Genomic DNA, 25,417 nt, shown 5'->3' on the forward strand with positions numbered 1-25,417 from the left:
GGCGGGCCGGGCCGGCTCAGTGCGGGACGGGCGCGGGCCGGTCGGCGACCGGGTTCTCCAGGGTCCCGACGCCGTCGATCTCGACGGTGACCCGGTCCCCCGCGGTCATCGGCCCGACCCCGCCGGGGCTGCCGGTGAGCACGACGTCGCCGGGCTGCAGCGTGATCCAGCGGGTCACGTGGGCGAGGATCCGCGCGACGTCGAAGATCATCGCCCCGGTGTCGGACTCCTGGACGGTGCGGCCGTTCAGCGTGGTCCGCAGCCCCCACGGCCCCGCGCCCGGCTCGGTCTCGATGCACGGCCCGAGCGGGCAGAAGGTGTCCGCGCTCTTCGCCCGCGCCCACTGCCCGTCGGCGCGGTAGTCGTGCGCGGTGACGTCGTTGGCGCAGGTCAGGCCGAGCACGTGCGACCAGGCGGTGCGTTCGTCCAGGTCACGGGCCCGGCGGCCGATCACCACCGCGAGCTCGCCCTCGTACTCCAGCCGCTGCACCCCGGCCGGGCGCAGCACCGGCTTCCCCGGTCCGACGACGGCATTGGGCGCCTTGAGGAACAGCGCGGGCCGCTCCGGGCGGGGACGCCCCTTCTCGGCGAGCTGGCAGGGGTAGTTGCTCCCGACGCACACGATGGTGCGGGGGTCGCAGGGGGCGAGCAGGACGACCTCGGCGAGCCGCCCGGCGACCGCCCCCGGCCCGGACGGGCCCAGCTCGCGGACGACGTCGCCGTCGCCGCCGGTCTCGACCCGCCCCGTGCGGGGCCCTGGCCGGAGTCGTAGCGGACCAGTCGCATCCGCTCACACCGTCCCGGCCGGGCCGAGTGCCTCGCGCACCAGCTCCAGCGGGTGCCAGGCGGTGCGCCCGGCGCCGTGGAAGATCTGCTGGCGGCAGGAGACGCCGGTCGCGGCGACCAGGGTGTCGGCGGACTCGGCGTCGATCGCCGGGAGCAGCCGGTCCCGGCCGACCTCCATCGAGGTCGCGTAGTGCTCGGCCTCGAAGCCGAACGAGCCCGCCATCCCGCAGCAGCCGGAGTCGATCTCGGAGACCTCCAGCCCGGGGATGCGGCGCAGCAGCGCGAGCGTCGCCGCGGTCCCGACCTCGGCCTTCTGGTGGCAGTGCCCGTGGTAGACCACGCGCCGCCCGCTCAGCGCCGACCGCTCCGGCAGGACCAGGCGGCCGTCGTCGAGGGCCTCGACGAGCAACTCCTCCACCTGGCGGACCCGCTCGCCCACCGACCGGGCCTCGGCGCTGTCCGGGAGCAGGGCGAGGGTCTCGTCGCGCAGGGTGAACACGCACGACGGCTCGCAGCCGACGATCGGCGCGTCGGCCGGGGTGTCCCGGGCGAGCGAGGTGACCAGGCCGGTCGCCTTGCGACGGGCGTCGTCGAGCAGTCCCTTGGACAGGCTGGACCGGCCGCAGCAGCCGCCGCCGGCCAGCTCGACCCGCCACCCGGCACGCTCCAGCAGGCCGATCGCGGCCCGCCCGATGTGCGGCTCGGTGAAGGTGGTGAACGAGTCGGCCAGCCACACGACGGTCCCGGCCGGTGCGGCGGCCCGCGCGGGGTCACGGCGCCGGAACCACCGCACCAGGTTGTCCCGGTCGAAGCGCGGCAGCGGGCGGCGCGCGGTGATCCCGACGGTCCGCTCGGCGAGCCGGCGCAGCACCCCGACCCGGCCGGGCAGGTTGGACAGCGGCGCGGTCGCCGACCCGAGCCGGTTCAGCGTGCGGATCGCGCCGAACAGCCGCGAGCGCAGCGGCGTGCCGTGCACCGCGTGCTGCTGGTGGAGCGCCTCGGCCTTGAGCGAGGTCTTCACCGACCCGCTGCTCACCGGCCGGGACTTCTTCTGGGACTCCCCGCACCCGACCCTGCCCGCGGTCCGCCAGCTGGGGTCGCCGATGCGCTTCTCCCGCACCCCCGCGCGGCGGGGCACCGCCGGGCCCCCGCTCGGCGCGGCGACCGACGACGTCCTCGCCGAGCTGTCCGACCCCGCCCGCGGGGGCCACGAGTGAGCCCGGAGGTGACCGCGGAGCTCGCGGCCGGGGTGCTCACCGTGACCTTCCGCCGTCCCGAGCGGCGCAACGCACTGACCTGGGACATGTACGAGGGGCTGGTGGCGGCGTGCGAGCGGGCCGATGCCGACCCGGAGGTCCGGGCGCTCGTCGTGCGCGGCGAGGGCGGCCGGGCCTTCGCCGCGGGCACCGACATCGGCCAGTTCCGCGCGTTCGCCTCGGGCGCCGACGGGGTGGCCTACGAGCGCCGGGTCACCGCCGCTCGACCGGGTCCGCGCCGTCGGCGTGCCCACCGTGGCCGCGGTCGCCGGGTACTGCGTCGGCGGCGGGCTGGGCATCGCCTGCGCGGCCGACCTGCGCATCGCGACGCCCGGGTCCCGGTTCGGCGTGCCGATCGCCCGCACGCTGGGCAACTGCCTGTCCGCGCGGACCCTGGACCTGATGGTCGAGGCCCTGGGCCGACCGCTGACGGCGGACCTGCTGCTCACCGCGCGGATGCTGGAGACAGTGGAGGCCGCGCGGGTGCCGGGGTTCCTGCACGCCGTCGTCGACGACCTCGACGCGGGACTGGACGCGCTCACCGGGCGGCTCACCACCGGCGCACCGCTGACGATCTGGGCGACCAAACGGCTGCTGGACGACCGGTCCGCCGACGACACCGCGGTGGTCGACCGGGTCTACGGATCGACCGACTTCCGCACGACGGTCGCCGGGTTCGGGCAGGGCGGCACCCCGAGCTGGACCGGGACCTGATCCCGGGCTCCGGCCCGCCGTCGGACCGCCGACCCCGGGGCCGGCGCCCGGTGGCGGGCCCGCCGGGCCCGGACCGCGGTCAGCGCCGCCGCAGCGGCCGGGCCGGGCCGGTCAGCGGCGGGGTCGTCCCGCCCTCGGCCTGCACCTGACGGCGCGCCTGGAGGTAGAGCGCCGGACCGGACACCAGCCCGCGCAGCTTGCGGGCGCCCGCGCCGCCCGGCAGCGCGGCGACGTCCTGCGGCGCCGGGCGCTCCTCGGTCGCGATCGGGACCGGACCCGGGGTCGGGCCGGGCGCGCCGACCGCGGCGGGCGCGGGCTCCTGCCGGGCCCGCGCGACCGTCGCCGGCGTCGAGGACTCGCGGCGCACGATGTCACGCAGGCGCCCGACCGCGGCCGGGAACCGGCGCACCGCGAGCCGGCGCGCCCGCGGGTCCAGTGCGACCTTGCCCAGGAACGCGCCCAGACCCAGCGCGTAGCCGCCCATCTGCTCGCGCAGCTCCCCCGGCGACGGCCGGTGGTGGTGCCACACCCACGCCGAGGGCAGGTAGGCCAGGGTGCCGCCGTCGAGCACGATCCGGACCAGCAGCTCGATGTCCTCACCGCCCCGGGTGGGCCGGCCCGGTCCCAGCGCCTCGTCGAACCCGCCGAGCGCACGGACCGGCTCGGCGCGCACCGCCAGGTTGGCGCCGATCCCGAACAGGCCCGGAGAGAACGGGAACACCGGGGAGTCCGCGGGCGGGTCGTCGAGCCGGAACCGGCGCGGCAGGAAGCCCTTGTTCCAGGCCAGCGCGACGTCGGCGGCCCGCTCCTCGGGGGTCTCCAGCCGCGCGGCGAGCACCGGCCCGCTCAACGCGGTGAGCCCCGGGTCCTCGGCGAAGGACCCGGCGATCCGCGACGCCCACCGCGGGTCGGGCTCGGTGTCGTCGTCGGTGAACGCGACGACCGGGGTGCGGGCCTCGGCGAGGCCGCGGTTGCGCCCGACCGAGACACCCCGGCGCGGCTCGCGGACGTAGCGGACCCGCGGGTCCGCGCAGTCACGGACGACCTCGCGGGTGCGCTCGTCGGGCGGATCGTTGTCGACGACGAGCACGGTCACGTCCGGGTGGTCGCCTGCCAGCACCGCGGCCAGGCAGCGGCGCACGCTCTCCGGCCGCCCCCGCGTCGCGACCACGACGGTGAGCGGCTCGGCCGACACCGCAGGCTCCCCCGGCGGCTCACGCCCGGCGACGGCCGCGGCGGCCCGGGCCAGGTCGGCGGCGCGCGCCCGGCCCTCGTGCAGCGGGACGTCGGCCTGCCCGACGGGCACGCCGCCGTCGGTCACCAGCAGCCGGGCCGAGCCGAACCGCGGCGGGACCACGAGGTCACCGGCCCCACGACCCGTGCCGTGCACGGCACGGTGGTGGGCGAGCTCGCCCACCCAGACGGGGCCGCCTGCTCGGTCCGGCACTGCTGCGACCTCCCGGGTCGTGGGTCCTCGTCGGTGGGTCCGTGTCGGTGGGTCCGTGTCGGTGGTCCGGCCCCGGGACCCGTCCGCTCGCGGACGTGACCCCGTGTGCCTACGTCGCGGACCGCCGCCCGGTTCACCGTGTGCGGCCGACGTCACGTTGCGCCGCACCGGGCACCGGACCACGGCGTCGAGCCGGCCGGTGCGCGCCGCACCGGTCACGGCCGGCACGCGCCCCGATCGTCGCAGAGCACCCGGCACCCGCGCTCACCAGGCACGGGACGCCTCCCGCGTGCTGCTCCGTCCGCCACGGTCCGGACCGCCTCCCGGCGCAGTCACCGGACGGGGTGCCGCCCGGGCGCCGCCGGCGGGCGTGCCGGGTTCGTGACGAGCTGGTCCGTCCGGGGCTTTTCCCGGTCACGGTGCGCACCGCGACACCGGCCCGGACGCACCGTTCGGCGCAGCACACCGACCGTACGACCCGAACGGCGCACCGCACCCACCGTTGGACGTGGGTCCGGTGCGTGGGTCGCTCCGGACCGGCCGTTCGCCGCACACCCGGCGAGCCCGGTCGGTGTGCGTGTCACGGAGCGGTTACGGTCCCTCCTGGCTGGTCGACGAGATGTCGGCTGGTGCGCCTGGTCGGTCCCCCGCTCCCCGCTGGCCGACACTCCCCCTGGCGCCCACCCAGCACGCAGCGGGCGGAGCCGTGTCCGGTCACGAGGACCGGGGCGGATCCGGGGTGGCGAGGACCCCCGAATGACCACTGCACTCACCCCGGACCTCCATACATCCGAGAGCGACGTCCCCCGGCGTCGCCGGGACCGTGACGCCGGCGCGGGCATCTCCGCCGCCGATCTGCTCGCGCGGTACTCCGAGGCCGGTTTCGACACCCCCGCGCCCGGCAGCCGCCGAGCCCGCCGTTCCGAGGCCCCCGGCCCGGACCTGGAGCGCATCGACGCCCCCGCGACCGGCCTCCCCGCCGCGTCCGGCGTCGACACCGTCGTCACCCGCGACGTTCCGGACACCCCCGCCGGCGTCACCTCGCGGACCGCCATCGGCCTGCTCCGCGGCACCTCGGACACCGGGCCGCTCGGGCGTCACCCGCGCGCGGTCGTCGCGACCATGTCGGCCACCCTGGTCGGCGCCACCGCGGTCATGGGCGTCGTGTCGACGCTCAGCTCGCCGGAGCAGTCCCCCGAGACCTCCGCGGACATGGACCTCACCGGCGCGGCCAACGAGGCCACGATGAAGCTGTCGGTCCCGGCCGCGGGCTCCGAGCACGGCGGCACCGGCACCAGCGACGCCGCGTCCACCCTGACCAGCGGTTTCGAGCACGTCACCGCGTCGGTCCCGCAGGCGTTCGAGAAGGCCGACGCGGCCCGCATCGCCGCGGTCGCCCAGAAGGAGGCCGCCGCGAAGGCGGCCGAGGCCCGTGCGAAGGCCGCCGAGGCGGCCGCCCGCAACGGCGGCGGCGGCGGTGACGACGACGGTGACGGCGGCGGGCTCGGCGACATCGTCGGCGGTCTGACCGGTTCCTCGGACGGCGCCCAGGCGCTCGCCCAGGCCAAGCAGCAGCTCGGCAAGCCCTACAAGTGGGGCGCCACCGGCCCGAGCGCGTTCGACTGCTCCGGTCTGATGGTCTGGGCGTTCGAGCAGATCGGCGTCGACCTGCCGCGCACCTCCAGCGCGCAGTCGCAGATGGACGGCACCCCGGTCTCCAAGAGCCAGCTCAAGCCCGGCGACCTGGTGTTCTTCTACTCCCCGGTGAGCCACGTCGGCATCTACGCCGGCAACGGCAAGGTGCTCCACGCCTCCACCAGCGGCGAGCCGGTCAAGTACTCCGACATCGACGCGATGCCGTTCCACAACGCGGTCCGGGTCTGACCGACCGCGTCACCGACGTCCGAGGCCGGTGCCCCTGGGGAGGGGTACCGGCCTCGACGCACGTCGGGGCGGAGCACGTCCGCGGTCCACGTCCCGCTCGATGATCCGCGCGCAGATCCGCCGGACGCGCGCTTCCGGACGCGCGCGGACGACGGATCACCGCGCGTTCCGCAGCCGCCGTCCGACCCCCGGCTACAGCGAACGCAGCCGCTCCGCGACCGCCTCGGGCAGCACGTCGGAGATGAACGCGCCCGCGCCGGACTCCGACCCCGCCAGGTACTTGATCTTCCCGGGCGCCCGGCGGATCGAGTGCAGGCGCAGGTGCAGCCGGGCGTCGGAGCGACCGTCGGACTCCAGCACCGGGGCCTGGTTCCAGCCCGCGACGTAGGGCAGCTCGTCGTCGTAGAGGGCGTCGAGGCGGCGCAGCACGTCGAGGTAGAGGGTCGCGAACTCGGCGCGCTGGGCCTCGTCGAGGGCGGGCAGGTCCGGGGTCGGACGGTGCGGGTACAGGTGCACCTCGACCGGCCAGCGCGCCGCCTGCGGCACGAACGCCGTCCAGTGCTCCCCCGCGACGACGACCCGCTCCCCCGCCCGCTCGGCGGCCAGCTGCGTGTCGAACAGGTTCTCCCCGGTCGCCTCCCGGTGCGCGGCGACGTGGGCGAGCATCCGCTGCGGGAACGGCGGGACGTAGGGGTAGGCGTAGATCTGGCCGTGCGGGTGGGACAGCGTCACGCCGATCTCGGCGCCCCGGTTCTCGAACGGGAAGACGTAGCGGACCCCCGGCCGGGCGCCCAGCTCGGCGGTCCGGTCGGCCCAGGCCTCCAGCACCAGGCGGGCGCGGTCGGGCGTCAGCCGGGAGAACGGGGTGTCGTGGTCGTCGGTGAAGCAGACGACCTCGCACCGGCCCGACGCCGCCCGCGGCACCGCGCCCGGCTCGGGAAGCGGAGCGCCGGGCGCCGACCCGAACGACGGGAACCGGTTCTCGAACGCGACGACGCCGTACTCCGGGCTCGGCACCTCGGTGTGGCGGCCGTCGCGGCTGGGGCACAGCGGGCACTGGTCGGCCGGCGGTTTGTAGGTCCGGTCCTGGCGGTGCGCGGCGATCGTCACCCACTCCCCGGCCAGCGCGTCGTAGCGCAGCTGGGAGGCGGGCACGACCCGCGGGAGGTCGCGGGCGTCGACGAGATCGGCCGGGTCGCGGGGGGCGTGGTCGGGGCCGTCGAACCAGATGACCTCCCGGCCGTCGGCCATCCGGGTGGTCAGCTTCTGCACCTTCTGCACGGACGTCACCTTCCGGGGCGGGCAATGATCACGTGGTCGACCTCGCCCTCGAGGACCGCACGGTCGGCGTCGGCCAGACCGGAGTCGGTCACGAGGACGTCGGCCTCGGACAGCTCGGCGATCGTCGAGATCCCGACGGTGCCCCACTTGGTGTGGTCGGCGACGACCACGAGCCTGCTGCCGGACTCGATGAGGGCGCGGTTGGTGTCGCGCTCGGTGAGGTTCGGGGTGGAGAAGCCCGCCGCGGCGCTCATGCCGTGCACCCCGAGGAACACCGTCTCCAGGTTCAGCGAGCGCAGCGCGGTGATCGCGACCGGGCCGACCAGTGCCTCCGAGGGCGTCCGCACGCCCCCGGTGAGGATCACCGTGGTCCCGCGGGCGTCGGCGCCACCGGTGTGGAACGCGTCGGCGACGGCGACGGAGTTGGTCACCACGGTCAGCCGCGGCACGGCGGCGAGCAGCTGAGCGAGCCGCCAGGTCGTCGTGCCCGCGGACAGGCCGATCGCGGCGCCGGGGGTCACCAGCTCGGCGGCCGCGGCGGCGATGGCGTCCTTCTCCTCCAGCTCGCACACCGACTTCGCGGCGAACCCGGGCTCGGAGGTGGTGTGCTCGCCGACGGCCGTCGCGCCGCCGTGCACCTTGTCCACCAGGCGTCGCCGGGCCAGCACGTCGAGGTCGCGGCGCACGGTCATCTCGGACACGCCGAGGTGGTCGGCGAGCTCGGACACCCGCACCGCGCCGCGGGTGCGGACCTGCTCCACGATCACCTCGCGCCGCTGCTCGGCGAGCAGGCTCATCGCGTCCGGGCCGGACACCGTCGGGACTTCACCCGCACAGAATGCAACACAACCGAACGTGCGGCAAGGGTCGACCCTGCGTGTCGAGACCCGGTCGAACCGTGCGCGGAGGTCACCGAGCGGTCTCGAATTCGAGCGAAAGTGTTCACTTCTGATCGAGTGCGGTCTAGCTTGTGCGTTGGTCCGCGCAACGTGCCGTCGTGCACCACCGGCCGGCGGACCGGCAGCACACGCACTCGACGGCGAGGAGCTACCCGAGATGGATCATCACGAGACGGCCCGGCGGGCCCCGGGGACGTCCCGGGAGGACGCGGCATGACCGCCCAGGAGGTCCTGCGCCTCAACCCGAACCTGGTCGACTACCTGCTGGTCGCGTTCTACTTCGTACTGGTGCTCGGCATCGGCTTCGCGGCGCGGCGCTCGGTGTCCTCCAGTCTCGACTTCCTGCTGTCCGGCCGGTCGATGCCGGCCTGGATCACCGGCCTGGCGTTCATCTCGGCCAACCTGGGTGCGATCGAGCTGATCGGCATGGTGGCCAACGGGGCCCAGTTCGGCATCCCGACGGTGCACTACTACTGGCTGGGCGCGATCCCGGCGATGGTGTTCCTCGGCATCGTGATGATGCCGTTCTACTACGGCTCCAAGGCCCGCAGCGTCCCGGAGTTCCTGCTCAAGCGGTTCAACAAGACCACCCAGCGGGTGCAGGCGGTGATCTTCGCGGTCGCCTCGATCCTGATCGCCGGGGTCAACCTGTTCTCCCTGGGCCTGGTCCTGGAGGCGCTGCTCGGCTGGTCGCTGTACCTGGCGATCCCGGTCGCGGCCGTCGTCGTCCTGGGCTACATCTCCCTCGGCGGGCTGTCGGCCGCGATCTACACCGAGGTCCTGCAGTTCTTCGTGATCCTCGCGCTGCTGATCCCGCTGACCGTCGCCGGGCTCAACCGGGTCGGCGGCTGGGACGGCCTGACCCGTGCGGTCACCGAGGGTCCCAGCGCCGGTGCCGACCTGAACGCCTGGCCCGGCACCCCGCTCACCGAGATCGCGAACCCGTTCCTGTCGGTGCTGGGCATCGTGTTCGGTCTCGGGTTCGTGCTGTCCTTCGGCTACTGGACGACGAACTTCGCCGAGGTCCAGCGCGCCCTGTCGGCCAAGTCGATGTCCGCCGCGCGGCGCACCCCGATCATCGGCGCGTTCCCGAAGGCGCTGGTCGTGCTGGTCATCGTGACCCCGGGCATGATCGCCGGGATCCTGGTCCCGCAGATCGCCGCGGTGAAGTCCGGCGGCGGCGACGCCGTCGAGGGCATCACCTACAACAACGCGCTGTCGCTGCTGATGAAGGAGGTCCTGCCCAACGGGATCCTCGGCGTCGCGATCGCGGGTCTGCTGGCCGCGTTCATGGCCGGCATGGCGGCGAACATCAGCTCGTTCAACACGGTGTTCACCTACGACATCTGGCAGGACTGGGTGCGCCCGGGCCGCGCCGACCGCTACTACCTCGGCGTCGGCCGGCTGGTCACGATCATCGGCTGTGTGCTCGCGATCGGCACCGCGTTCATCGCGTCCGGGTCGGCGAACCTGATGGACTACATCCAGTCGCTGTTCAGCTTCTTCAACGCGCCGCTGTTCGCGATCTTCATCCTCGGCCTGTTCTGGAAGCGGATGACCGGGCCGTCGGCCTGGATCGGCCTGCTCTCCGGCACCACCGCGGCGGTGCTGGTCGACATCCTGGTCCGCACCGAGGTCTGGACGATGTCCAGCCAGGCGGGCAGCTTCGTCGGCGCCATCGCGGCGTTCGTCGTCGGTGTCGGCGTGTCCGCGGGGGTCTCGATGGTGACCACCCCGAAGCCGGACGCCGAGCTGGTCGGCCTGACCTGGAGCCTGACCCCGAAGGAGGCGCGCACCCACTCCACCGACGGTGACGACGCGGGCTGGTACCGCAGTCCGAACGTCCTCGGCGCGCTGGTGCTGGCCCTGACCGTCGTCCTCTACGTCGTGTTCGGCTGAGCGGAGACCTGCGATGAGCTCGAAGAGTGAGAACCACCCCGACCACCACGGGACCGAGGCCCCGGTCTCCTCGACCGCGGCGAACCTGTTCGACCTGCGCTCGGTGATCGCCCTGCTGTTCGGGGTCTACGGCATCGTCCTGCTGGTCATGGGGATCGTGTCGGGCGACGACCCGGAGAACCTCGCCAAGACCGGCGGGACGAACCTCAACCTCGACACCGGCATCGGCATGCTGGTCATCGGGGCGTTGTTCGTGCTGTGGGTGTACCTGCGACCGCTGAAGCTGGCCGCACCGGAGCAGCAGGACTGACCGCACTCCCCCGGCCGGGGGCGCCCTCAGCGCTCCCGGTCGGCGGGGGTCGGGTAGACCGGGTTGAACGCCGCGAGGGTGTAGTCGTCGATCCGGCGCGCCACGCGGGTCAGACCGGAACGCAGGACGCGGAGGGTGTCGCTCATGGGTGGGGGTCCCTTCGATGTCGGCGGTGGAACCGCCTGGTGTGGACGAGGGAGCCCGCCGGGTGAGGCGGGCGGCCTCGTCACCGGACACGCCCAGGATGCACTGAATCGATCCCGACGCGCTGCCGATCGCGAGCGCGGTCACGGTGTGAGGCCGGTCGCGGCGTGCGGGTGATCGCCCGCGACGGGAGCGCGGAGACCGAGATCGCCCGGTCGCGCTTCCGCTGCACCGTCGCCCGGGTCGCCGACGTCGGGGCCGCCCAGGACGTGATCGACCGGGTCCGCCGGGCCGGGCCGGACGCCACCCACCACTGCACCGCACTGCGCATCGGCGACCCCGGCACCGGGGACCTCACCGCCCGCAGCAGCGACGACGGCGAGCCCTCGGGCACCGCCGGCGTCCCGATGCTGGAGGTGCTCACCCGGCGCGGGCTGACCGACGTCGTCGCCGTCGTCTCGCGCTGGTTCGGCGGGACGAAGCTCGGCGCGGGCGGGCTGGTCCGCGCGTACTCCGGCGCCCTGACCGCGGCCCTGGACGCGGTCGGCGAGCTGCGCCGGGTCAGGCACCGGGAGCTGCTACTCGCCGTCGGCCACGACCGCGCCGGCCGCCTGGAGCACGACCTTCGCCACTCCCCGTACCGGCTGTGCGACGTCACGCACGGCACGGACGTCACGCTGACCGTGGCCGTCGCCGAGCCGGAGACCGGCGCCTTCGCCGACTGGCTCGCCGAGCACACCGGCGGCGACGTCGAGGCGCTCGACACCGGCCCGCGCGACCTCTACCTACCCTGAGCGCATGCACATCCGCGCCGCCACCGACGACGACCTCCCCGCCGTCCTCGACGTACTCCGCCCGATCTTCGCCGAGGGCCGGACCTACACCGTCCCGCCCGACGCCGACGACGCCTGGGTCACCCGCATGTGGATGCTCCCGCCGCCGGCGCGGGTCGTCGTGGCGGTGCGGGACGGCCGGGTCGTCGGCACCGCGAAGACCGGACCCAACCAGGCCGGGCCGGGCTCGCACGTCGCGACCGCGAGCTTCGCGGTCGAGGCGGGCGAGGCCGGGCGCGGCACCGGACGCGCGCTCGGCGAGCACGTGCTGGCCCTCGCCCGCGCGGACGGCTACTCCGCGATGCAGTTCAACGCCGTCGTGGCGACCAACACCCGCGCGGTCGCGCTGTGGCACTCGCTGGGCTTCGCCACGGTCGGCACGGTGCCCGACGCCTTCACCCTGCCCGACGGCACGACCACCGGCCTGCACGTGATGCACCGCTACCTGTGAGCCGCACGGCCCGCACCGTCGCAGGTCTGTACCAGCGGAGTTAGTCGTGCCTACACTGCGTCTTCGCCGGACCTCATCACCTCGCGGGGGCGCACATGACGAGCACGGACACGGCCGCGTCGGCGGCACCGCTCACCGTGGAGCAGCTGCGCCGGCGCGGCTGGCGCGGCAGGCTCGCCGTCCTCGGGCCCGCGTTCGTCGCCGCCGTCGCCTACGTCGACCCGGGCAACTTCGCGACCAACTTCTCCGCCGGCGCCGGCTACGGCTACCTGCTGGTGTGGGTGATCGTCGTCGCCAACCTGATGGCGATGCTCATCCAGTCGCTCTCGGCCAAGCTCGGGCTCGCAACCGGGAAGAACCTGCCCGAGCTGTGCCGCGAGCACCTCACCCCGTGGCGGAACCGGTTCATGTGGGCCCAGGCCGAGCTCGTCGCGATCGCGACCGACCTGGCCGAGGTGATCGGCGGCGCGGTCGCCCTGCACCTGCTGTTCGGGATCCCGCTGTTCACCGGCGGGGTGATCACCGGCGTGATCGCCTTCGTGCTGCTGGGGCTGCAGTCGCGCGGGCACCGGCCGTTCGAGCGGGCGATCGTGTTCCTGCTCGCGATCATCCTGGTCGGGCTGGTGTCGACCCTGCGGCGCACCGACGTCGACGGGCCCGCGCTGGCCGCGGGTCTGGTCCCCGGCTTCGACGGCGTCGGCTCGCTGGTGCTCGCCACCGGCATCCTGGGTGCCACCGTGATGCCGCACGTGATCTATCTGCACTCCGCGCTGACCCAGGGCCGTCTGGTCGCCCGCGGGCCCGAGGACACCCGGTTCCTGCTGCGGGTCGGGCGCACCGACATCGCGCTCGGGATGGGCGTGGCCGGGCTGGTCAACCTGTCGATGCTGGTCGTGGCGGCCGCCCTGTTCGCCGGGACCGACGTCCCCGGCACCGACACCCTGGAGGGGATCTTCGCCGGGCTGGGCACCGAGCTCGACGCCGTCGCCGCGTACGGGTTCGCGATCGCGCTGCTCGCCTCGGGGTTCGCGTCCTCGGGCGTGGGGACCTACGCCGGGCAGGTCATCATGGCCGGGTTCCTGCGCCGCCGGATCCCGCTGCTGCTGCGCAGGCTGCTGACCCTCGCGCCCGCCCTGCTCGTGCTGGGCATCGGGATCGACCCGACGCAGGCGCTGGTGCTCTCCCAGGTCGTGCTGTCGTTCGGCATCCCGTTCGCGCTGGTCCCGCTGGTGTGGCTGACCGCCCGCCGCGAGGTGATGGGCGACCTGGTCAACCACCGCGTCACCACGACCGCGGCGGTCGTCGTCGCCGCGGTCGTGGTCGGGTTGAACGCCTTCCTGATCTGGGAGGCGTTCGTCGCCTGAGTCAGCGGCCGCGCCAGACCGGGTCGCGCTTCTCGGCGAACGCGGTGGCGCCCTCGCGGGCGTCCTCCGAGGTCAGGACCGGGCCGACGACCGCGTCGTGGCGCTCCCAGCGGTCGGCGCCCCAGTCCGGGCTCTCCCGCACGATCCGCTTCGATGCGGCGACGCCGAGCGGCCCGTTCACCGCGATCCGCGCGGCCAGCGCCAGCGCGGCCTCCAGCGCGCCGCCGTCCTCGACGACCTGGTTGACCAGCCCGGCGGCCTCGGCGCGCGTCGCGTCGATCGGGTCGCCGGTCAGCAGCATCTCCAGCGCCAGCGCCCGGGGCACCCGGTTCGCCAGCTCCAGCGCACCGCCCGCGGCGGCGACCAGGGACCGCTTCACCTCCGGCACCCCGAACCGGGCGCCGCGCCCGGCGACGACGAGGTCGCAGGCCAGCATGATCTCGAACCCGCCGGCCAGGGCCCAGCCCTCGACCGCGGCGATCATCGGCGTCACCGGCGGGGCCTGGGTGATCCCGCAGAGCCCGCGCCCGGGCACCGACGGACGCTCGCCACGCAGGAACGCCTTGAGGTCCATCCCGGCCGAGAACACCCCGCCCGCCCCGGTCAGCACGCCGACCCGCAGGTCCGGGTCGGCGTCGAGCTCGTCGACGGCCGCGGCGACCGAGCGCGCGACGTTCTCGTTCAGCGCGTTCTTGGCCCGCGGCCGGTTGATCGTGATCAGCAGTACGCCGTCCCGCCGCTCGACGAGCACCTCCTCCTCGGAAGCGGCCGGTCCGGAAGGAGTCAGCTCTGACTGCTCTGTCATGGGGCCACCCTAGATCGCGGGGGCCACCACCGGAACCGAGTGCTCCCAGTCCGCGAGCAGCGTCCGCAGCGCGGTCACCAGGGCCAGCGGCTGGTCGATCATCACGTGGTGCCCGGCCCCGGGGATCTCGACGACCGGTGCCGCCCGGCCCATCCGGTCGACGACCATCTCCCCCATGTCCGCCGGGACCAGGCCGTGCTCGGCCCGGAACAGCGCGATCCGGCAGCCGGGACGCCCGAGGTCGCCGGGGGTCAGCGAGATGCCGGCGAAGATGGCCGGGTCGAACTTCCAGCTCCAGCCGCCGTCGACCGCGCGGATGCTGTGCTCGGCGATGTGGCGGTGCACGTAGGGCAGGTCGCCGGGCTGCTCGGGGATGGTGCGGAACCGCGCGATCAGCGCGTCGCGGTCGGGGTGCACCTTCGCCGGGCCGAACGCCCGCTGCTCACGGGCGGCCCGCTCCTCCGGCGACCGGTCCCGGACCGGGGAGTCGACGGCGACGGCGCCGGCCAGCTCGTCGCCGTAGCGCAGCGCCGCGGTGAGCGTCACGAACCCGCCCATGCTGTGCCCGATGACCGTCGGCCGGGGGCCGAGACCCGCGGCGTCGATCACGGCGCGCAGCTCGACGGCCCAGCGGTCCAGGTCGTAGGACGGTGCCCGCCCGGAGTCGCCGTGCCCGGACAGGTCGACCGCCACGACCCGGCGCGTGCCCTCGGCCAGCAGCGGGGCGATGTGGTCCCACCAGTGCAGGTGCGCCGCGCCGCCGTGCACCAGCAGCACACCGGGCCCGCCCGGGGTGCCCCAGCTCCGGAAGCGGATCTCGACGCCGTCGCTCTCGGTGCGGCCGGGCTCCCCCGGCTCGGCGAGTGCGTCGGTGAACCAGGTGGGCGGAGCGGTGGACACGCGGGGACCTCTGTTCGTGGGACGGGGACGACCGTTCGAACCTACGCCCCTCGTCAGTTCTGACCACGCCGGGTAACGAGGTACGGGGGCCGGACGACCTGCGTCACCGAGGGGCCGACGAGGAGGCGCGATGACCGGTGCGGCGACGGGGACGGTGGTGCGGGCCGTACCACGCGACCCCGGGGCGTGGGACCTCACCGACCGGCGCCTGGGGCGCGCGCTGGGGTCGCTCGCGCGCGACGCCGACGCCCCGGCCGGGACCGCGGCGGCGGTGCGCGGCTGGCGCCGGATGGCCGGTCCGCTGCGCGCCGCCCAGCACCGCCCCGGGTACGGCCCGGGGCCGTGCCCGGACCTGTGCCTGGTCCCGGTCGGGTCGGCCGACGTCGCCGCGCTCGGCCTGCTCGCCGCCGCCCTGGGCGCCCGGACGCTGCCCGGCGCCGACGGGGGGCCGCTGCGCCGGGCGGCCGCCGCGGCCGGCACCACGGCCCCGGCGCTCGTGCTGGAGCTCGCCCGGGTGCACGGCGTCCTGGACCTCGACCTGGGCGCCGACGGCGAGCTGCTCTACGCGCTGGCCGGGGTCCGCACCACGGGGACCGCGACCGCAGCCGCGCACGAGGCGGTGGCCGCCCGGGTCGGGACGATGTGGGCGGCCGGTCGGGCGCCGCACCCCACCCGCACTGCCGACGACCGGGGCTGACCCGGGCGCAGCCGTCGGCGGCGCGGTGATCGTCTTCTGCGAGGGGTGCGGTGCCGGATCCGGCACCGCACCCCTCGCTCGTCGCGATCACCGGTCCCGCCCGGCCGCCCGGGACGGGTGACGGGCCAGGGGTGGCGCCTTGTTGACACGTTTTCTACGATGACGGCGTGTCTCACAACGAGGTGGAGTCCGCGAGCCGCACCCGGACGGTGACCACGCAGGACGGCCTGGAGCTGGTCGTGGAGGAGCGGGGCGACCCGTCGCACCCGACGGTCGTCGCGGTGCACGGCTACCCCGACGACCGGCACGTGTGGGACCGCGTCGCCGCGGACCTCGCCGCCGACCACCACGTCGTCACCTACGACGTGCGCGGCCACGGGGGCTCGGCCGCGCCCGGCGCCCCGGCCGGCTACGACCTGGAGCTCCTCGCCGCCGACCTGCGCACGGTGACCGACGCCGTCTCCCCCGACGCCCCGGTGCACCTGCTCGCCCACGACTGGGGCTCGATCCAGACCTGGCACGCCGTCACGCGCGAGGACGGCACCCCCTCGGCGATGGACGGCCGGGTCGCGTCGTTCAGCTCGATCTCCGGCCCGTGCCTGGACCACGTGGCGCTGTTCCTGCGCCGCCGCGGGCTCCGCGACCTGCGGCCGGTGCTCACCCAGGCGCTGCACTCCTGGTACACCCTGGCGTTCCGGGTGCCGGTGCTGCCCGAGCTGATGATCCGCAGCGGGCTGCTCGGCGCGCTGGTGGCGCGGACCGAGCGGATCCCGCGCCCCTCGGTGCGCGACGCGGTCAACGGCCTGGAGCTCTACCGGCGGAACCTGCCGCGGCGGCTCGGCCGCCCGCAGCCGCGCCGCACCGACGTCCCGGTACAGATCCTGGCTCCGCTCGGCGACGCCTACGTCACCCCCGCGATGGCGACGAGCGCCGCCGGGTACGCCCCCGACCTGCGGGTCCGCTACCTGCCCGGCGGGCACTGGATCGTCCGCAAGCGCGCGGGCGTGATCGCCCGGTGTGTCCGCGAGCTCGTCGCCGAGCGCAGCGGCGGGACCGCCGCGCCCGCGCTGGCCCGGGCGGGGGCCCGGGGCGCAGCCCTGGTCCGCACCGGGGGGCGGCCCGGCCGGGCGTCGCGCTGGGAGGGCGGGCTCGCCGTCGTCACCGGGGCGGGTAGCGGGATCGGCCGCGAGATCGCCCGCCAGGTCGCCGACCTGGGGGGCCGGGTCGTCGTCGCCGACGTCTCCGAGGCCGGCGCCGCGGAGACCGTCGACCTGGTGACCCGGCAGCACGGGCCCGGACGCGCGGTGGCCGCGGTCGTCGACGTCGCCGACGAGGCCGCCGTCGCCGCCCTCGCCGAGCGGGTCGCGGCCGAGCACGGGGTGCCCGACCTCGTCGTCAACAACGCCGGGATCGCCGTCGCCGGATCGTTCGCCGACACCACGGCGCAGGAGTGGCAGCGGATCGTCGACGTGAACCTGTGGGGCGTCGTGCACGGCTGCCGGCACTTCGGCGCGCTGCTCGCCGCGCACGGCGAGGGCGGCACGATCGTCAACACCGCCTCGGCGGCGGCGTACCTCCCGTCGCGCTCGCTGCCGGCCTACGCCACGACCAAGGCGGCGGTGCTGATGCTGTCGCAGTGCCTGCGCGCCGAGCTGGCGGGCGCCGGGGTGGGGGTCACCGCGCTGTGCCCCGGGTTCGTCGACACCCCGATCACCGGGGCGACCCGCTTCGCCGGTACCGACGACGCCACCCAGGCCGTCCGCCGCCGCGACGCCGCGGCCGCCTACACCCGGCGCGGGTACACCCCGCAGCGCGTCGCCGCCCGGCTGGTCCGCGCCGTCGAGCGGGACCTGCCGATCGCCCCGGTCACCGCCGAGGCGCACGTCGGGCTGCTCGCGTCCCGGCTGTCCCCCGGCCTCGTCCGCGCGCTCGCCCGCGTCGACGGCACCCGCTGAGTACGAGAGGAGCGTCCACGATGACCGCCGACCCGACCGAGGACCGGATCGCACTCCAGGCCCGCGACGTCCGTTTCGACTTCACCGAGCTGCGGACCGACTGGATCCCCGGCGAGCCGTTCGCCTCGCACCTGATCGACGTGCTGCACCTGCTGCTGCCCGAGGGCGAGCGCTGGTTCGTGGACGTCTTCTCCCGCGCGCTGCCGATGGTCCGTGACGAGGCGCTGGCCGAGGACGTCCGCGGGTTCATCGGCCAGGAGGCCGTGCACGCGACCTCGCACCAGGGCGCGCTGGACCACCTCGTCGAGGCGGGCGTCGACGTGACCCGCTTCGTCGAGCAGGTCGAGTGGATCTTCAAGGAGCTGCTCGGCGACCGCGGTCTGACCGGCGACGCGGCCCGGGAGTGGCTGGTGGAGCGGGTCGGGCTGATCGCGGCGATCGAGCACTTCACCGCCGTCCTCGGCTCCTGGATCCTCGACTCCGCCGCGCTGGACGCGGCCGGGGCCGACCCGCACATGCTGGACATGCTGCGCTGGCACGGTGCCGAGGAGGTCGAGCACCGCAACGTCGCGCACGACCTCTACACCCACCTCGACGGCCGCTGGCTGCGCCGGATCCGGGCGATGGCGGTGGCCGGCCCGGCGCTGGCGAAGCTGTGGGTCGACGGCACCCGGCACCTGTGCGCCCGCGACCCGCACCTGCGCGGGACACCGCAGCGCCGGGCCCGGCTGCGCGACTACCTGCGGGACTCCCGGCGCGGGCTGGTGCCCGGACCGTGGCTGTTCACCCGCGCCGTCCTGACCTACCTCAGCCCGCGGTTCCACCCGGCCGCGCACGGCGACACCGACGCCGCGGTGGCCTACCTCGCGGTCTCCCCCGCCGCCCGCGCCGCCGAGGCGGGCCACGCCGGCCCGGCCGAGGGGTCCGCGGCATGAGTCCCGCGCTGCTGCCCGGCACGGGCTCGACCGCGCCGCCGCCGCACCCGAACCGCGGGGCCACCGCGCTGTCGGTGCTCACCGCGGTGACCCAGACCCTCGCGACGGCCGGTGCCCGGCGCCGGCGCCCGGTCACCCCGGTGGACCGCACCCTGCTCGTCGAGGTGCACGCCGTGCGCCGTCCCTGCCCCGACGTCGCCGAGCTCGACCTCGTCCCGGCGGGCACCGAGCCGCTTCCGGGCTGGCGGGCCGGCGCGCACGTCGACGTCGAGCTGCCCTCGGGGGTCATGCGCCAGTACTCGCTGTGCGGCGACCCGGACGACCGGTCGGTGTACCGGATCGCGGTACGGAAGGTGCCCGGGGGCACCGGCTCGCACGAGATGCACGCCCTGCGCCCGGGTGTGCGGCTGCGGCTGCACGGCCCGCGCAACGCCTTCCCGCTGGCCACGGCGCCGTCGTACCTGTTCGTCGCCGGCGGCATCGGGATCACCCCGATCGCGCCGATGGTCCGGGCCGCGCACGCCGCCGGGGTGCCGTGGCGGCTGGTGCACACCGGCCGGGACCGGGCGTCGATGCCACTGTCGGACGCACTGGCCGTGCTGGCCCCGGACCGGGTCCTGCGCCGCTCCGACGACGTCGCGGGTGTCCCGTCGGCGGCCGAGCTGCTGTCCGGGACCGACGCCGACGCCGCCGTCTACTGCTGCGGCCCGCCGCCGATGATCGAGTCTCTGCGCCGGGCGCTCCCCGCAGGGCAGCGGTTCCACTCCGAGCGGTTCTCCCCGCCCCCGATCCGCGACGGCCGCCCGTTCACCGTCCGGATCGCCGGTGGCCCGGACGTCGCGGTCCCCGCCGACCGCACCGCGCTGGACGCGGTCCGCGCGCTGCGCCCGGACGTGCCGTACTCGTGCCGGCAGGGGTTCTGCGGGACCTGCCACGTCCGGCTCGTGGAGGGCACCACCGTGGGCGACCCGGCCGGGCCGGGTCTGACCGCGCTGTGTGTCGGGCGGGCCACGGACGGGACGATCGTCGTCGATCTCGGGCGCTGAGGCGTGGGGTCCGTACCCTCGTCGGTGATGACCTCACCCGCACGTCCACCCCGGCGCATGACGCCCGAGGCCCGCCGCGCACAGCTCGTGTCCGCCGCGCTCGACCTCTACGGCGCCCGCTCGCCGGAGGAGGTGGCCGTCGAGGACGTCACCCGGGCCGCGGACGTGTCCCGGGCGCTGTTCTACCGGTACTTCTCCGGGATGGAGGAGCTGCACGTCGCGGCGCTGGGCAGCGTCGCCGAGGAGCTCATCGACCGGGTCGCGCTGCCCACCGACGGTCCGCTGGACGGGCAGCTGGCCGACGCGCTGGACGTGTTCCTCGACGTCGTCGGCCGGCACTCACGGGCCTACATCGCGCTGCTGCGCAGCGGTTCGGTCGTCTCCACCGGGGAGACCGACGCCATGGTCGACGGCGTGCGCGACCACATCGTGGACCTGCTGTGCGTGCGCGGCGGCGTCCCCGACCCGACCCCGCTGCAGCTGATGACCCTGCGCGGCTGGGTCGCGCTGGTCGAGGGCTCGGTGCTGGTGTGGCTGGAGGCGGGCCGGGTGCCCGCCCACGCCGAGCTGCGGGACTGGCTGGTGGAGCAGCTGTTCGCGATGCTCGGGGTCACCGTGGCCCGCGACCCGGACGCTCAGTTCTCCACGACGCCGAGCGCGTTGGGCACCAGCCGGTAGGCGTCCTCGGACGGGCTGTTCACGACCTGGTCGCGGAACACCATCGTCGAGGAGCCGCCGCCGTCGAGGTTGACGCCGTCGACGGCGCCCGCCCGGCGCAACTGCTCGGCGGTCTCGGCCAGGGTGATCCCGACCGAGGTCGACTCGCGGCCGTCGGCGGTGAGCAGGATCAGCCGTCCCTGCGCGGTGAGGCCCGCGGCGCTGCGCGGGTCGCGCGAGCGGGCGTCCAGCCCGGCGACGGGTGTGCCGTCGCGCAGGATCGGTGACGCCCCGACCGCGGTCCGCGGCACGGTCCCCGACGCGGCGGTGAGCGCCTGCCGCACGGTGACCCGGTCGCCGACGGCGAGCCCGCGCAGCGCGGCGGCGCCCTGGTCGCGGCCGGCGAGGACCTGTTCCCCGGCCGGGATCGCTCCCCCGCCGGGCGGGCCGACGGCGGTGACCGCGCCGTCGCGGACCACGACCTCGAGCCGGTCCGGTGCGCACGGCGCGTCCCGGTCGGTGTCGCTGCCGCACAGCGTGGCGGCCCGGTCGCCCGCCCAGTCGGAGGTGAACAGCCCGATCCCGCCGACGGGCACGGCGTAGGCGTTGAGGGTGTCGATGCGCAGGCGGCCCTTCGGCCCGGTCGCGGACGCGTCGAGGGTGAGCCGGTCCAGGCGGGGGGTGCCGTCGTCGTCGATGGCGAGGACGTCGCCCTGCCGGGCGCCGGGGACGCCCGGGGCGAGCCGCCGCCCGGGCGGCACGGCGGAGGTGAGTGCCCGGCCGTCGCGGACCGAGGGGCCGGCCGGGGCGTTGCTGCGGGCCAGGTCGAAGAAGTCGCCGTTGATCGCGGCGACGGCGCCGCCGCGCCGGGCGTGCGCGGGCACCGACGACCGCTCCCCGACCGTTGCGGCGGTGAGCAGGGTGGCGCGCAGCTCCGACCGGTTCAGGTCGGCGACGACGATGTCGACGGTCACCGGCCCGGCCGGGGTGTCGACCCGCTCCTCGCGGTGGGTGATCGCGGGGGCCTGCGGGGCCGGGGCGACGGGCGCCGCGGCCGGGCCCGGGGCGGCACCGGGTACGGCGGACCCGGCCCCTGCCGCGGGCGCGGTGGCCGCGACGGGGTGCGCCTGCGGGGCCGGGGCCGCGGACGCCTGCTGGGTGGCCGGTACCAGTACCCCGATCACGACCGCCGCCGCCACCGCCGCGCCCCGGCTGCCCGTCCACCCCACCATGCCCGCACTCCCCCGATCGCCACCCCGGCCGGGACCGAGGTGAACACGGCGGTACGGCGACGGCGCGGGGCGTCACGCGTCGGTGGTGCAGTGCCACCTGGTCGGGGGGCGCGACGTCCCCTGCGGGGTGACCCGGCAGCGCGGAACGCGACCGTCGGCACTATGACCACCGGGAGTGGAGCGGCCGGGTGCGGAAGCTGCTCCCCGCGCTCCGCTCCCGGTGATCACGGCGTCAGAGCGTACGGTGCGCCGACCCGGGGTGGTCCTTCGCGAGCCGGGCGCCGTCGCCGGTGCCGTAACGCTCGCGCAGGGTGGGGCCGCCCGCGTCGGCGGCGGCGGGCATCCGGCCGCGGCGGCGCAGCTCGGGCACGACGTGGGTGACGACGTCGGCCATCGTCCCCGGGGTGACGGCGTAGGCCAGGTTGAAGCCGTCGAGGTCGGCCTCGTCGGCCCAGCGCTCCAGCTCGTCGGCGACACCCGCCCCCGACCCGACGACGAGCGGCCCGCGCCCGCCGACGGTGATGAACTCCGCGAGCTCCCCCACCGTCCAGTCGCGGTCCGGCCCGGTGAACGACGCCAGCGCCGAGCGGGTCGCGTCGGTCTGCACGTACTCGAGCTTCTGCTCCGGCGAGGCCCCCGCCAGGTCGACGCCGGACCAGCCGCCGAACAGCGCCAGCGCCGCGGACGGGTCGGTCAGCTCCAGGTACTCGGCCAGCGTCGCGCGGGCGGCCGCGTCGGTCTCCCCGGCGATCGCGGTGAGCATCGCGAAGACCTTCACCGAGCGCGGGTCCCGCCCGGCGCGGGCGGCCTCGGCACGCACGGCGTCGACCGAGCGGCGGACCACCGCGGGCGACGGGCCGGACACGAACACGGCCTCGGCGTGGGTGCCGGCGAACCGGGCACCGCGCGGCGACGCGCCGGCCTGGAAGATCACCGGGGTGCGCTGCGGGGACGGCTCGGACAGGAACGGGCCGGGCACGTCGAACCAGTGGCCGTGGTGGGCGATGTCGTGCACCCGGTCCGGCTCGGTGAACACGCCGCGGGCACGGTCGCGGACCACGGCGTCGTCGTCCCAGGAGCCCTCCCACAGCTTGTAGCAGACCTCCAGGAACTCCTCGGCGAGCTCGTAGCGCTCGTCGTGCGGGATCTGCCCGGACCGGCCGAGGTTGCGCGCCGCGGAGTCCAGGTAGGACGTGACGACGTTCCAGGCGACCCGGCCACGGGTGAGGTGGTCGAGGGTGGTGAGCCGCCGCGCCAGCGCGTAGGGGTGCTCGTAGGCGACCGAGACGGTCACCCCGAACCCGAGCCGCGAGGTCACCCCCGCCATCGCGGGGACGAGCAGCAGCGGGTCGGCGAGCGGGACCTGCGCGGCGGCGCGGACGGCGGCGTCACGGGAGCCGCCGTAGACGTCGTAGACGCCGAGGACGTCGGCGAGGAACAGCGCGTCGAAGCCGCCGTCCTCCAGCATGCGGGCCAGCGAGGTCCAGTGGTCGAGGTCGGTGTAGCGGTGCCCCTCGTCGGACGGGTGGCGCCACAGCCCGGCGGACTGGTGGCCCACGCAGGCCATGTCGAAGGCGTTGAGCAGGATGCGGCCGGTCATGCCGATACCTTCTCCCGGGTGGTGCGCAGCCCGCCGCGGTGGGTCTCGGGGAGCAGGACGGTGGAGACGACGCAGATCGCGAACAGCACCCCGAAGTACCCCCAGATCAGCCACGGGGTCCCGCCGCCGGCGTAGAGCAGCGCGGTGGCGACCAGCGGCGTCGTGCCGCCGATGACCGACCCGATCTGGTAGCCCAGCGACGCCCCGCTGTAGCGCAGCCGGGTGTCGAACAGCTCGCCGTACCAGGCCGCCTGCGGGCCGTACATCGCGTCGTGGAAGAGGTTGACCAGCACCACCATGCCGACCACGACCAGCACGGTGGACCCGGTGTCGAGCAGCAGGAAGAAGGCCCCGAGGAACAGCGGCGCCCCGATCGCGCCGGCCAGGTAGACCGGCTTGCGGCCGACCCGGTCGGACAGGACCGCCCACAACGGCGTCGAGAACAGCCCGATCGCCGACGCGATGATCACCGCGGTCAGACCGGCGCCCTCGGCGGCGCCCGAGTCGCCTTGGGCCAGGTAGGTCAGCGCGAACGTCGTCGCCAGGATGTAGACGGAGTTCTGGGCGATCCGGCTGCCGACGGTCAGCAGCACGGTGCGCCAGTCGGTGCGCAGCACCTCCAGCACCGGGCGGCGGGACAGCGTCCCGGCGTCGCGGGCGGCGGTGAACACCGCGGGGTCGGCGAGGGTGAGCCGGATGGCCAGCCCCACCACGACGAGCACGGCGCTGAGCAGGAACGGGATCCGCCAGGCCCCGGCGAGGAACGCCTCCTTGCCCGCGATCGCGAGCACCGCGGTGTAGACGCCCGACGCGAGCAGCATCCCGGCCGAGGAGCCGATCTGCGGGAAGCTGCCGAACAGGCCGCGTCGGCGCTCGGTCTCGGCGTGCTCGACGGCCATGAGCACCGCACCGGCCCACTCCGCGCCCACGGCGAGCCCCTGGGCCAGGCGCAGCACCACGAGCAGCACCGGGGCCAGCAGCCCGACGGTCGGGTAGGTCGGCAGCAGCCCGATGAGCGTCGTCGCGACGCCCATCAGCACCAGCGACCCGACCAGGACGGCGCGGCGGCCGATCCGGTCGCCCAGGTGCCCGGCGACGACGGCGCCGATCGGCCGCGCCCCGAACCCGGCGGCGTAGGTCGCGAACGAGGCGAGCACGCCGGTCGCCGGGTCGGCGTCGGTGAAGAACAGCGGGGCGAACACCAGCGCCGCGGCGGTGGCGTAGAGGTAGAAGTCGTACCACTCGATGGTGGTCCCGACGAGGCTCGCGACGGCGGCGCGGCGCGGCGTGGCACCGGACGTCGGGGCGGGATCGGACACGGCGGAGCTGGACACGGGACCTGCCGGTGGGTGAGGCGGAGCGGGGAGTCGGTGCGCGAGGCCGGGGTCAGCGACAGGCGTGCGACGACAGGCGGCCGTGGTCCAGCCACCGCCGGCGGGTCAGCTCCGAGTGCTCCACGCCACCTACCCGAACAGACGACCCCCGCCCGGCGCAACGAGGCGGGACCGGGGTCACCCCCGCCCGGAAACCCGGGCGTGCAGCCGGACCCACTGCCCGGCGTCGAGGTCGCGTGGCAGTGCCCGCGGCCCGAGACCGCACTCGCGCGCCCAGTCCCGGGCGAGGGCGCGGCCGAACCGCCGCCCGACGACGTCGACGACCCCGCGGCCGCGGCCGGTGAACACCGCGTCGACCAGCCGGTGGTGGTCCCGGGGCCGGGCGTCGAGCAGCGGCGCGTCGCGGCGGGCGATCTCCAGCACCCCGCCGTCGACGGCCGGGACCGGCCGGAACGCCCAGGCCGGGACACGGTCGTGCAGGGTGAAGGTGAACCACGGCCACCAGCGGGCGGTGAGCGCGCTGGTGCCGCCGACCGCCGCCCGCTTGCGCGCCACCTCCCACTGCACCAGCAGCAGCGCGTGCGCCCAGCGCGGGGCGCCCAGCAGGCGTCGCAGCAGCGGGGTGGTCACCGCGTACGGGACGTTGGACACCACGTCGACGGGCCGGTCCAGGCGGGTGTCGAGCAGGTCGCCGTGGACGACGGTGACGGCGTCGCCGAACCGCTGTCGCAGCCGGGCCACCCGGTGCGGGTCGAGTTCGACCGCGGTCAGCGGCCTGCCGGGCAGCCGCAGCAGCGCGGCGGTCAGCGCGCCGTCGCCGGGGCCCAGCTCCAGCAGCGGCCGGGGCGGGTACCCGGCGACGACGGCGGCCAGCGCGGCCGGGACGGAGGCGTCGACGAGGAAGTTCTGACCGTGCTCGTGACGGCCGAACGGGCGGGGCAGGGGGGATCGCACAGGAGGCTCCCGGGGTGGGAGCCGGGGGCGCGGC

The 25,417-nt window shown here is 75.5% G+C and carries 24 protein-coding genes and 1 pseudogene; 14 read left to right on the plus strand and 11 right to left on the minus strand.

Annotated features, from left to right (window positions below):
* Nucleotides 1-16 precede the first annotated feature (16 nt).
* Together ZF1_RS18725 and ZF1_RS18730 are read right to left on the minus strand one after the other, a co-directional pair.
* Nucleotides 17-622 (minus strand): fumarylacetoacetate hydrolase family protein, encoded by a 606-nt coding sequence (locus ZF1_RS18725; RefSeq protein WP_482637928.1) that lies wholly within the window; start codon nt 620-622, stop codon nt 17-19.
* 168 nt (nt 623-790) lie between these two features.
* Entirely contained in the window at nt 791-1,807 is a 1,017-nt protein-coding gene (locus ZF1_RS18730) for a heterodisulfide reductase-related iron-sulfur binding cluster (RefSeq protein ID WP_482637929.1), read from the minus strand.
* Here ZF1_RS18730 and ZF1_RS18735 point away from each other — a divergent pair.
* The 3 genes and pseudogenes from ZF1_RS18735 (at nt 1,791) to ZF1_RS18745 (ending at nt 2,756) form a co-directional block, all read left to right on the plus strand.
* Nucleotides 1,791-2,003 carry a hypothetical protein gene (locus ZF1_RS18735; protein ID WP_482637930.1) on the plus strand — a complete coding sequence of 71 codons (213 nt, stop codon included), beginning with the start codon at nt 1,791-1,793 and terminating at the stop codon, nt 2,001-2,003. The genes ZF1_RS18730 and ZF1_RS18735 overlap by 17 nt on opposite strands.
* 41 nt (nt 2,004-2,044) lie before the next feature.
* Nucleotides 2,045-2,155 (plus strand): annotated as a pseudogene (locus ZF1_RS18740) (enoyl-CoA hydratase); the annotation flags it as partial.
* Nucleotides 2,156-2,297: 142 nt separating this feature from the next.
* Nucleotides 2,298-2,756, plus strand: coding sequence for an enoyl-CoA hydratase-related protein (locus tag ZF1_RS18745; protein ID WP_482637931.1), 459 nt, complete (start codon nt 2,298-2,300; stop codon nt 2,754-2,756).
* Between the two features lie 79 nt (nt 2,757-2,835).
* Here ZF1_RS18745 and ZF1_RS18750 read toward each other — a convergent pair whose 3' ends face one another.
* Nucleotides 2,836-4,203 (minus strand): glycosyltransferase family 2 protein, encoded by a 1,368-nt coding sequence (locus tag ZF1_RS18750; protein ID WP_482637932.1) that lies wholly within the window; start codon nt 4,201-4,203, stop codon nt 2,836-2,838.
* A 756-nt stretch (nt 4,204-4,959) separates the two neighbouring features.
* Between ZF1_RS18750 and ZF1_RS18755 the strand changes: the two genes are divergently transcribed.
* Nucleotides 4,960-6,087, plus strand: coding sequence for a C40 family peptidase (locus ZF1_RS18755; protein ID WP_482637933.1), 1,128 nt, complete (start codon nt 4,960-4,962; stop codon nt 6,085-6,087).
* 192 nt (nt 6,088-6,279) lie between these two features.
* On the opposite strand, the gene galT is transcribed toward ZF1_RS18755, so the two are convergent.
* Nucleotides 6,280-7,338 carry a galactose-1-phosphate uridylyltransferase gene (gene galT, locus ZF1_RS18760; RefSeq protein WP_482638725.1) on the minus strand — a complete coding sequence of 353 codons (1,059 nt, stop codon included), beginning with the start codon at nt 7,336-7,338 and terminating at the stop codon, nt 6,280-6,282.
* A gap of 35 nt (nt 7,339-7,373) precedes the next feature.
* Nucleotides 7,374-8,165 carry a DeoR/GlpR family DNA-binding transcription regulator gene (locus tag ZF1_RS18765; protein WP_208822112.1) on the minus strand — a complete coding sequence of 264 codons (792 nt, stop codon included), beginning with the start codon at nt 8,163-8,165 and terminating at the stop codon, nt 7,374-7,376.
* A gap of 315 nt (nt 8,166-8,480) precedes the next feature.
* Between ZF1_RS18765 and ZF1_RS18770 the strand changes: the two genes are divergently transcribed.
* The 5 genes from ZF1_RS18770 (at nt 8,481) to ZF1_RS18790 (ending at nt 13,268) form a co-directional block, all read left to right on the plus strand.
* The gene (locus ZF1_RS18770) at nt 8,481-10,166 is read left to right on the plus strand and encodes a sodium:solute symporter family protein (protein WP_251785182.1); all 1,686 of its coding nucleotides are present in this window, start codon (nt 8,481-8,483) and stop codon (nt 10,164-10,166) included.
* Nucleotides 10,167-10,179: 13 nt separating this feature from the next.
* The gene (locus tag ZF1_RS18775; RefSeq protein ID WP_251785183.1) at nt 10,180-10,476 is read left to right on the plus strand and encodes a hypothetical protein; all 297 of its coding nucleotides are present in this window, start codon (nt 10,180-10,182) and stop codon (nt 10,474-10,476) included.
* A 311-nt stretch (nt 10,477-10,787) separates the two neighbouring features.
* Nucleotides 10,788-11,414, plus strand: coding sequence for an IMPACT family protein (locus ZF1_RS18780; RefSeq protein ID WP_482637934.1), 627 nt, complete (start codon nt 10,788-10,790; stop codon nt 11,412-11,414).
* A gap of 4 nt (nt 11,415-11,418) precedes the next feature.
* A complete protein-coding gene (locus ZF1_RS18785) occupies nt 11,419-11,904 on the plus strand; it encodes a GNAT family N-acetyltransferase (RefSeq protein WP_482637935.1) in 486 nt (161 codons plus the stop codon).
* A gap of 95 nt (nt 11,905-11,999) precedes the next feature.
* On the plus strand, nt 12,000-13,268 hold the full coding sequence (locus ZF1_RS18790; RefSeq protein ID WP_482637936.1) for an Nramp family divalent metal transporter: 1,269 nt from the start codon (nt 12,000-12,002) through the stop codon (nt 13,266-13,268).
* Nucleotide 13,269: 1 nt separating this feature from the next.
* On the opposite strand, the gene ZF1_RS18795 is transcribed toward ZF1_RS18790, so the two are convergent.
* Nucleotides 13,270-14,073 carry a crotonase/enoyl-CoA hydratase family protein gene (locus ZF1_RS18795; protein WP_482637937.1) on the minus strand — a complete coding sequence of 268 codons (804 nt, stop codon included), beginning with the start codon at nt 14,071-14,073 and terminating at the stop codon, nt 13,270-13,272.
* A 9-nt stretch (nt 14,074-14,082) separates the two neighbouring features.
* Complete coding sequence (locus ZF1_RS18800; protein WP_073574327.1) at nt 14,083-14,973, minus strand: alpha/beta fold hydrolase; 891 nt, start codon at nt 14,971-14,973, stop codon at nt 14,083-14,085.
* A gap of 130 nt (nt 14,974-15,103) precedes the next feature.
* Here ZF1_RS18800 and ZF1_RS18805 point away from each other — a divergent pair, with 130 nt between their 5' ends.
* The 5 genes from ZF1_RS18805 to ZF1_RS18825 all read left to right on the plus strand — a co-directional run bounded on the left by ZF1_RS18805 (nt 15,104) and on the right by ZF1_RS18825 (nt 20,284).
* Entirely contained in the window at nt 15,104-15,670 is a 567-nt protein-coding gene (locus ZF1_RS18805) for a hypothetical protein (protein WP_073574328.1), read from the plus strand.
* A gap of 167 nt (nt 15,671-15,837) precedes the next feature.
* Nucleotides 15,838-17,625, plus strand: a complete 1,788-nt coding sequence (locus ZF1_RS18810; protein WP_482637938.1) for an SDR family oxidoreductase — start codon at nt 15,838-15,840, stop codon at nt 17,623-17,625.
* A gap of 20 nt (nt 17,626-17,645) precedes the next feature.
* Entirely contained in the window at nt 17,646-18,560 is a 915-nt protein-coding gene (locus tag ZF1_RS18815; RefSeq protein ID WP_482637939.1) for a metal-dependent hydrolase, read from the plus strand.
* Nucleotides 18,557-19,606 carry a PDR/VanB family oxidoreductase gene (locus ZF1_RS18820; RefSeq protein WP_482637940.1) on the plus strand — a complete coding sequence of 350 codons (1,050 nt, stop codon included), beginning with the start codon at nt 18,557-18,559 and terminating at the stop codon, nt 19,604-19,606. The genes ZF1_RS18815 and ZF1_RS18820 overlap by 4 nt, the downstream gene beginning before the upstream one ends.
* A 27-nt stretch (nt 19,607-19,633) precedes the next feature.
* Nucleotides 19,634-20,284: a TetR/AcrR family transcriptional regulator gene (locus ZF1_RS18825; RefSeq protein WP_246352729.1), complete on the plus strand. Its 651-nt coding sequence runs from the start codon at nt 19,634-19,636 to the stop codon at nt 20,282-20,284.
* On the opposite strand, the gene ZF1_RS18830 is transcribed toward ZF1_RS18825, so the two are convergent.
* The 4 genes from ZF1_RS18830 to erm all read right to left on the minus strand — a co-directional run bounded on the left by ZF1_RS18830 (nt 20,242) and on the right by erm (nt 25,371).
* On the minus strand, nt 20,242-21,495 hold the full coding sequence (locus ZF1_RS18830; RefSeq protein ID WP_482637941.1) for a phosphodiester glycosidase family protein: 1,254 nt from the start codon (nt 21,493-21,495) through the stop codon (nt 20,242-20,244). The two genes, ZF1_RS18825 and ZF1_RS18830, sit on opposite strands and share 43 nt — an antisense overlap.
* Before the next feature lie 232 nt (nt 21,496-21,727).
* Nucleotides 21,728-23,095 (minus strand): LLM class flavin-dependent oxidoreductase, encoded by a 1,368-nt coding sequence (locus tag ZF1_RS18835; RefSeq protein WP_405416259.1) that lies wholly within the window; start codon nt 23,093-23,095, stop codon nt 21,728-21,730.
* Nucleotides 23,092-24,429, minus strand: coding sequence for an MFS transporter (locus tag ZF1_RS18840; protein ID WP_405416257.1), 1,338 nt, complete (start codon nt 24,427-24,429; stop codon nt 23,092-23,094). The genes ZF1_RS18835 and ZF1_RS18840 overlap by 4 nt, the downstream gene beginning before the upstream one ends.
* A 177-nt stretch (nt 24,430-24,606) precedes the next feature.
* Nucleotides 24,607-25,371 (minus strand): 23S ribosomal RNA methyltransferase Erm, encoded by a 765-nt coding sequence (gene erm / locus ZF1_RS18845; RefSeq protein ID WP_482638726.1) that lies wholly within the window; start codon nt 25,369-25,371, stop codon nt 24,607-24,609.
* Nucleotides 25,372-25,417 lie beyond the last annotated feature (46 nt).

Source organism: Pseudonocardia sp. ZF1 (assembly GCF_056835605.1).